The 2,949-nt window shown below is 59.7% G+C and carries 2 protein-coding genes; both read right to left on the reverse strand.

What is annotated here, in order from left to right:
- Positions 1-197: 197 nt before the first annotated feature.
- The gene (locus EN742_RS30225) at positions 198-1,184 is read right to left on the reverse strand and encodes a phospholipase D-like domain-containing protein (RefSeq protein ID WP_091600496.1); all 987 of its coding nucleotides are present in this window, start codon (positions 1,182-1,184) and stop codon (positions 198-200) included.
- A 536-nt stretch (positions 1,185-1,720) separates the two neighbouring features.
- On the reverse strand, positions 1,721-2,949 hold a 1,229-nt coding region (locus EN742_RS30230; protein WP_210214495.1), incomplete at its 5' end, for a Mov34/MPN/PAD-1 family protein.

Consider the following 2,949-nt stretch of genomic DNA (forward strand, 5'->3'; position numbering starts at 1 on the left):
CTTTTTGGCCTCTGCAGCGTCTTCCTGGGTGACGCGGAAATGGTAGTCGTCGAAGATGCGTATCCCTTCGACCATATACGATGTCGCAATTTTTTGGTCGCGGATGAGGAGCAGGTTCTCTCCGTTCTGAAGGTCAGCGGGCTTGCTGAAGTTGTAAGAACCGGTCCACACGCGGGCGTCAGGTGTGTTGAAATCGATTACCAGAAACTTGTGGTGCAGATTTGGCCCGATGCCGGTGTAAGGTTCGACCTTAAACGGCGTCGGCACGTGTTTGTTGAGGCGAGCGAAATAGACGGGTGCAGTGTTGCCATTGGGCTTATGAACGGTGACACCGGTGTTGTTGTCGGAAATGCCGTAGGTGAAACCGGGCTGTTGGTAGCCGCTTCCACGGCGTCGGTTACAGCACCGCCTGTGATGCTCAGGAAAGCCAGGGAATAGAGGAGGCAGGCCTGGGCCTTTTCGACATCCTGGCCGATTTCCGCAAGGCGGGCACGGGCTGTGTCATGGGGAGAAAAGGTGATGCTGGCATCAATGCCCGCCAAGCCGAGCGGATGCCAGTCGGGTGAGGGACCGTTGGCGAACCCATCCTTTTTCCAATAGGCCTCGAACGCAGCCTTGAGGGGGGCGACGGCTTGAGCGCCCGTTAACAGCAAGGCGTTGTTCGATTGAACATAGAGCCCGCGCCAGCTGAAGTTTGTCGAACCGCAGACGGCGCGCGGGACGGCCGCATCCACGATAATCATCTTATTATGTTGGAGACCTCCCATCCGTTCCCGCTTGACGTTGTCCTCGCCAGCGGAAGCCTTGAGCAGTGTCTCGGACTGGGTCTCACCACTTGTCTTGAGCCCATGCTTATCGCTGTCGTCGATGATCATCCTGAGGCGCGGACCGAGCGCGAACAGGCGGTCCATGATTTCGCTTTCGCTCATGTCGTAGGCGACCATGCTGACCGTTGCGGCAGGATCGGCTACTGCTGCATCCAAAAGCGCAAAGATCTCTTTTCGGGCCTCCAGTCCCATCCATTCGTAGGCATCGTCCGCGTCCGGATGCGTCGGCTTGAACGTGGTGCCCTGAGCGACGCGGGCGGGCAGCAATGTTTTGAGCGGCCCGCGAGCCTGATATTTGTCCACGAAAGCCTGGGAAGCCACATACCCCCTGGTGGCGCTGCCGTCCGACGTTTCCATGCTAGGGCACACATGCGACGGTGAAGCTTGCGCCTCAAACGTGGCCTGTGCGCAGCTGGAGCTTCACCGACCTGGCCCTCGACCGAGCAACGTGAAGCGCGACTTGCGTTCTCGGGTCCCGCTACCATATGTAAAAAGACATACCTGCCATGCATCGCCGCCTGCGGCGTTTTGGTCCGATTGGCCTGTTGACAACTTGCCAAATAATCGTACCCTCAGTGCAACGCGCTGCACGAACGTATTTACTTCATTTTAACGCTGTGCCATAAAAAAGGCAGACGGTGATTCCACCGCCTGCCTTCTGTTTGTGCGTACCTGCGGACGTGGCGCCGTAAGACTGCCCAGACCACAGGTCCGTACCGTTGCAAGTCGGTTCTAGTGCCCCAAGGCTCCATTGACAAGCCACAGGCTAGTTGCCGGCGGCGCGCGCACACGGAAATGATCCGTTGCGTGCCCGTTCCGGCCAACCATAGGAACCGACACAGATGCCTGCAAAACTGACCTTTTCCCCGTGGGCAACGGGGACATGGCGCTGATCAACCTCGACAACAAGCGAAATCGGGCTTGTAGTAGATGATTGCGGCCGCGGCGGCGATGGTCAGCAGATTGAGCACGATGCCATAGGGCTTCAGCGCCAGGAGATTGCGGTAATAGCCGTAGGCGATGTTCTCGTTGAAAAGAATCCGAAATTTCTCGGTGTCGCGGGTGTTCTCGCGCAGCCAGTTGTAGCACTGCACATAGAACGCAGCCGCTTCGTCGGGGTCCTCGACTTCCATGTCGCGCGTCGGCGCCGGCTGCTCGAGCTGCTTGGCGAGGAATTTGCGGTAGCGGTCCTTGGTCCGCTCGTCGAGTGTCTTATCCAGGTGGTTCAGTTCGCGATTTTCCGGTCTCCCGCCGGTCGTCGCGAACAGCTGTCTCTCCTTCCTCTTGCCCAGGCGGCGGGCCACATTCGAGGCAGCGAAGAACAGGACCATGACGGCGAGACCGATGATGGCCTCGGGGAGGCTCGGCTGAACCCAGTTGAAGGCCAGCACAATCAGGACAATGACCGGGGCAATCGCCAGAGCTGCCGGCGCGAGGCGCGCCTTGATGGAGTAGGCGTCGAGGTAATCGTTCATGGCGCGTCCTGATGCATGATGGCATGGTACGTGGCTGGAGTGGCAATGAGAAAGGATGGCCGGCGGCGCTCGCTCCACGGCGACCTGCTTGGCCGTCTTGCGGTCGGTGGGCGAGGGACCTTGTTCGGCGAGGTGGCTGTGCCAGGTACCCACATCAAGCAGCGAGCGGCCGCTTTCCTCGAAACGGGCATCGATCCGATTCTTCATGCCCTTCGTTCCAAGCACGAACAGCGTCGGCGTCCTCACGCTGTCTTCTGGCGCCTCGATCAGGTCGACCACCGTGACAGTCTTCATGAGAGAACTGCAGGAGCCGATCAGAAGGCCTCCCGTCTCGACATTGGGAAACCGCGCGGTCTCTTCGCGGATCATGCCGGCGACGTGCGACGACAGACGCAAAGTCCATTCGCTGCCCTCGACCGGGATTTCCAGGAATTTTGACACGGAGAGGCGGCGCCAACTTGTCGATGGGCTATCGGGCTCTGCCACCCCCACGACCAGTTCTCCGCCATCGGCATTGGCGCCGGCGAGGCGCATGAGTTCCTCGGTGGCCATGGCGGTCATCGCCGAAAGGCGCGCGTCGGTCATCGGCATAGTCATGGAGCCGCAGCCTTCCCCGATCTGAATTTGCGTCAGCCCGAACTCGGGAT

Source organism: Mesorhizobium sp. M4A.F.Ca.ET.020.02.1.1 (assembly GCF_004022645.1).
Lineage (GTDB): Bacteria > Pseudomonadota > Alphaproteobacteria > Rhizobiales > Rhizobiaceae > Mesorhizobium.

What these genes read in the sequence shown, in the direction of transcription:
- EN742_RS30225 (WP_091600496.1), bottom strand. Translation starts at nt 1,184, where the DNA reads ATGGAAACGTCGGACGGCAGCGCCACCAGGGGGTATGTGGCTTCCCAG.